Here is a 4,434-nt window from a genome sequence, read left to right as displayed (position 1 = left end):
GAGCCATGCTCGGCAGGGGCCTTATCGGGAAAGCCCCAGCCGAGCATGGCTCGGCTCTACATTTAAAGCTTGGCTCGGTTCTATCGATGCACGCTGCCGATGCTCGCCGCCGGGTAGCGCGCGCCGGCCGCGGCGGCGACCGGGAACACCGCATCGATCCGCGCCAGGTCGCCGGCATCCAGCGCCACGTCCAGCGCGCCGAGGTTTTCTTTCAGATACGCCAGGCGCTTGGTACCGGGGATCGGCACCAGGTCCTCGCCGCGCGCCAGCACCCAGGCCAGCGCCAGCTGCCCGGCACTGACGCCCTTGGCGGCGGCGATGGCGCGCACCTGTTCCACCAGCGCCAGGTTGCGGGCGAAATTGTCGCCCTGGAAGCGCGGCGAATGGCGGCGGTAGTCGTCGGCGTCGAAATCCTCCGGCATGCGGATGGCGCCGGTCAGGAAGCCGCGACCCAGCGGCGAATACGGCACGAAGCCGATGCCCAGTTCGCGCACCGTGGCCAGTACGCCGTTCTCTTCCGGCTCGCGCGACCACAGCGAGTACTCGGTCTGCAGTGCGGTGATCGGGTGCACCGCGTGCGCGCGGCGGATCGTCTCCGGCGCCGCCTCCGAAAGACCGAGGTAACGCACCTTGCCCTGCTCGACCAGCCGCGCCATGGCGCCCACCGTTTCCTCGATCGGCACCTGCGGATCGACCCGGTGCTGGTAATACAGGTCGATGTGGTCCACGCCCAGCCGCTTCAGGCTGGCCTCGCAGGCGGCCTGCACGTACTCGGGCCGTCCATCGACGCCGCGCGCCTGCGGATCGGACGGATCCAGGCGGATGCCGAACTTGGTGGCGAGGAACACCTGGTCGCGGCGGCCGGCGATGGCGCGCCCGACCAGCACCTCGTTGGTATGCGGGCCGTACATGTCGGCCGTGTCTAGCAGGGTGACGCCACGCTCCAGCGCGCGGTGGATCACGGCGATGGCGGCGGCATCGTCGCCACGGCCGCCATAGAACGCGCTCATGCCCATGCAGCCGAGGCCGAGCGCGGAAACGACAGGGCCGTTGCGGCCGAGGGTGCGGGTCTGCATTGCGATGCTCCGGATGGGGGAAGGCCACTCTAGGGGCCAGGCTTCCCGCGATAAATCCGGATAATCTGCACCATCAATGAAGCCTGACTTCACAATCGACCCTGCAACACTGCCGGCGCTGGCCGCTTTCGCCTGCGTGGCGCGCCACGCCAGCTTCAGCCGCGCGGCGATCGAACTGGGCATGTCGCCTTCGGCGCTGTCGCAGTCGGTGCGCAGCCTGGAACGGCGGCTGGGCGTGCGCCTGCTGCACCGGACCACGCGCCGTGTCGGCCTGACCGAGCCGGGCGAACGCCTGCTGCGTGAGGCCGCGCCGGCCCTGACGCGCATCGGCGGGGCCCTGCAGGCGCTGGAGGAAAGCCGCGACGTGCCGGCCGGACGCCTGCGCATCACCGCGCCGCGGATCGCGGCCGAGCAACTGGTGCTGCCGCACCTGCCCGCCTTCTGCGCACGCCATCCGCATATCGAGGTGGAACTGGCGGTGCAGGCGGCACTGACCGACCTGGTGGCCGAGGGCTTCGACGCCGGCATCCGCCTGGGCGAATCGCTGGCCGACGGCATGATCGCCGCCCCGTTGGGGCCGCCGCAGCGGCTGGTGGTGGTCGCGTCTCCCGCCTACCTGCGCAGGCATCCGCCACCGCCCACACCCGAAGCCCTGGCCGGGCACACCTGCATCCGCTATCGCCGCAGCGACGGCCGGCTGATGCCCTGGGAGTTCGCCCGCGACGGCCAGGATTTCAGCGTCGAGGTCGACGGCGGACCGATCTTCAACGACAGCGGGCTGGGCCGGCGCATGGCCATCGCCGGGCTGGGGCTGGCGCAGGTATTCGAGGCCGCCGCGGCGGACGACCTTGCCGCAGGGCGGCTGCTGCGCCTGCTCGACGCCTGGCAACCTCCGTTTCCCGGCTTCCACCTGTACTACCCTTCGCGCGAACAGCTCGCTCCCAAGCTGCGGGTGTTCATCGATTTCATGCGCCAGGCCAACGACCCACCGCTGTAGAACGGACCACGCCCCGCCTGCATCTTCGCCGGAAGACCCGCGGCAGACGCCGCATCACGGGCTTCCCCACGGGCAGGAATCGAGCCGCGCCCATCGGCCGCCTTGCCCCGCATCGGCAGGCACTGCAAGCTGGCACGCTCCCGCTCCGCGATCCGCAGCACCGGCATGCGCCCCACCGAACGCCTGTTGAACCAGCTATGGGCCCACGAGAAAGCCAGCTATGGGCTGCGCGTGTTCATCGCGCTGTCCACGCTGATGGCGGTGTGCTGGTACCGCGGCGACCTGCAGCCGCTGCCCTCGCTGTTCCTGGGCACCATCGCCAGTGCCGTGGCCGAGACCGACGACAACGGCTGGGGCCGCAGCAAGTCGGTGCTGCTGTCGCTGCTGTGTTTCGTCGCCGCGGCCGCTGCGGTCATCCACCTGTTCAACTGGCCCTTGCCCTTCGTCGCCGCGCTGGCGCTGGCCGCCTTCGCTTCGACCCTGCTCGGCGCGCTGGGCGAGCGCTATGCGTCCATCGGCCAGGCCACGGTGACGCTGGCGATCTACACCATGATCGCCATGGACCAGCACCGCGACGCCGGGACCGACACGGCGTGGCGCGACGTGGCGCAGATGCTCGCCGGCGCGGCCTGGTATGGCGCGCTGTCGATCCTGTGGACGGTGATGTTCGCCAACCGGCCGGTGCGCGAACGGCTGGCGCGCCTGTTCGGCGAACTCGGGCGCTACCTGCAGCTCAAGGCCGACCTGTTCGAACCGGTGCGGCATGGCGACCTGGAGGCGCGGCGGCTGGCGCTGGCCGAGCAGAACGTGCGCGTGGTCGAAGCGCTCAATGCCGCCAAGGCGGCGATCCTCAGCCGCTTCGGCCGTTCCGGGCGCCCCGGCGTGCAGTCCGGCCTGTACTTCCGCCTGTACTACATGGCGCAGGATTTCCACGAGCGCGCCAGTTCCTCGCACTATCCCTACGAGGCGCTGAGCGAGGCCTTCTTCCACAGCGACGTGCTGTACCGCTGCCGGCGACTGCTGTCGCTGCAGGGCGGCGCCTGCATGACACTGGGCGAGGCAATCCGCCTGCGCCAGCCGTTCGACTACGGCGAGCGCAACCGCCAGGCCGGGCAGGACCTGGAGCATTCGCTGCAGTACCTGCGCGACCAGCACAATCCGCACTGGCAGCGGCTGCTCGGCTCGCTGCAGCTGCTGGCGGCCAACCTGTCCAGCATCGCCCGGCAGCTGTCCGAGGCCTCGCTGGCCGACACGCCGCTGGAAGGCATCGACACCCGCCTGCGCGATTCCTCGCCGCACACGCTGCGCGAGATGGCCACGCGCCTGCGCCAGGCGCTGACACCCGGCTCGCTGCTGTTCCGCCACGGCGTGCGCATCGCCGTGGCGCTGATCATCGGCTATGCCGTGCTCAAGCTGGTGCACCCGAGCAACGGCTACTGGATCCTGCTCACCGTCGTGTTCGTGTGCCGGCCGAACTTCGGCGCCACGCGGCTGCGGCTGGTGCAGCGCATCGGCGGCACCCTATTCGGCCTGGGCGCGACTTGGGCGCTGATGCAGCTGTTCCCCGGCACCACGCTGCAGCTGCTGCTGGCGCTCGCCGCCGCGCTGCTGTTCTTCGTCACCCGCACCGACCGCTACGTGATCGCCACCGCCGCGATCACCACGATGGCGCTGCTGTGCTTCAACCTGCTCGGCGACGGCTTCGTGCTGATCTGGCCGCGGCTGCTGGACACGCTGATCGGCTGCGCGATCGCCGCGGCCGCCTCGCTGCTGATCCTGCCCGACTGGCAGGGGCGGCGCCTGCACCGGGTGATGGCGCAGGTGGTCGCCACCAGCACGCGCTACCTGGACGAGGTGCTGGGCCAGTACCGCAGCGGCATGCGCGACGACCTGCCCTACCGCATCGCCCGCCGCGACATGCACAACGCCGACGTCGCGCTGTCGGTGGCGCTGTCCAACATGCTGCGCGAACCGGGCTATGCGCGCGGCAACCTGGATGCGGGCTTCCGCTTCCTCGCCCTGTCCAACACCCTGCTCGGCTACCTGTCCGCGCTTGGCGCGCACCGCGCGCAGGCGGCGGTGAGCGACGATCCGCGGGTCGCGCATGCGTGGCAATGCCTGCAGCAGGCGCTGGCCGGCCTGTCTACGGCGCTGGCGGAGCGGCGGAGCGCGCCTGCGGCCGAGGTCGACGAGATCGCACTGGCCGACGCGCTGGAGCAGTTGCCCGAGGACATCGACGACAAGTCGCGGCTGGTGCGTACCCAGCTGGCGCTGATCCTGCGCCTGCTGCCGCGCCTGCGCGCCGCTGCCGACGAAGCGGTGGGCGGGCCGGCGCAGGCCGCGGCGCCCGCCGCCTAGCGT

The 4,434-nt window shown here is 70.8% G+C and carries 3 protein-coding genes; 2 read left to right on the top strand and 1 reads right to left on the bottom strand.

All coding sequences use genetic code 11. The features are described from left to right. Nucleotides 1-80: 80 nt before the first annotated feature. Nucleotides 81-1,076, bottom strand: a complete 996-nt coding sequence (locus QMX80_RS18475) for an aldo/keto reductase (RefSeq protein WP_282278640.1) — start codon at nucleotides 1,074-1,076, stop codon at nucleotides 81-83. Nucleotides 1,077-1,152: 76 nt separating this feature from the next. Here QMX80_RS18475 and QMX80_RS18470 point away from each other — a divergent pair, with 76 nt between their 5' ends. After that, nucleotides 1,153-2,073, top strand: a complete 921-nt coding sequence (locus QMX80_RS18470) for a LysR family transcriptional regulator (RefSeq protein ID WP_282278639.1) — start codon at nucleotides 1,153-1,155, stop codon at nucleotides 2,071-2,073. Between the two features lie 165 nt (nucleotides 2,074-2,238). Beyond that, on the top strand, nucleotides 2,239-4,431 hold the full coding sequence (gene yccS, locus QMX80_RS18465) for a YccS family putative transporter (protein ID WP_282278638.1): 2,193 nt from the start codon (nucleotides 2,239-2,241) through the stop codon (nucleotides 4,429-4,431). Nucleotides 4,432-4,434 lie beyond the last annotated feature (3 nt).

The organism is Stenotrophomonas sp. PS02297, assembly GCF_029959705.1.
Classification (GTDB): Bacteria; Pseudomonadota; Gammaproteobacteria; order Xanthomonadales; family Xanthomonadaceae; genus Stenotrophomonas; species Stenotrophomonas nitritireducens.
This window is presented reverse-complemented; position numbering and strand designations above follow the sequence as displayed.

Coding starts and splice junctions, on each gene's coding strand:
- QMX80_RS18475 (WP_282278640.1), bottom strand. CDS start 1,076: ATGCAGACCCGCACCCTCGGCCGCAACGGCCCTGTCGTTTCCGCGCTC.
- QMX80_RS18470 (WP_282278639.1), top strand. CDS start 1,153: ATGAAGCCTGACTTCACAATCGACCCTGCAACACTGCCGGCGCTGGCC.
- yccS (WP_282278638.1), top strand. CDS start 2,239: ATGCGCCCCACCGAACGCCTGTTGAACCAGCTATGGGCCCACGAGAAA.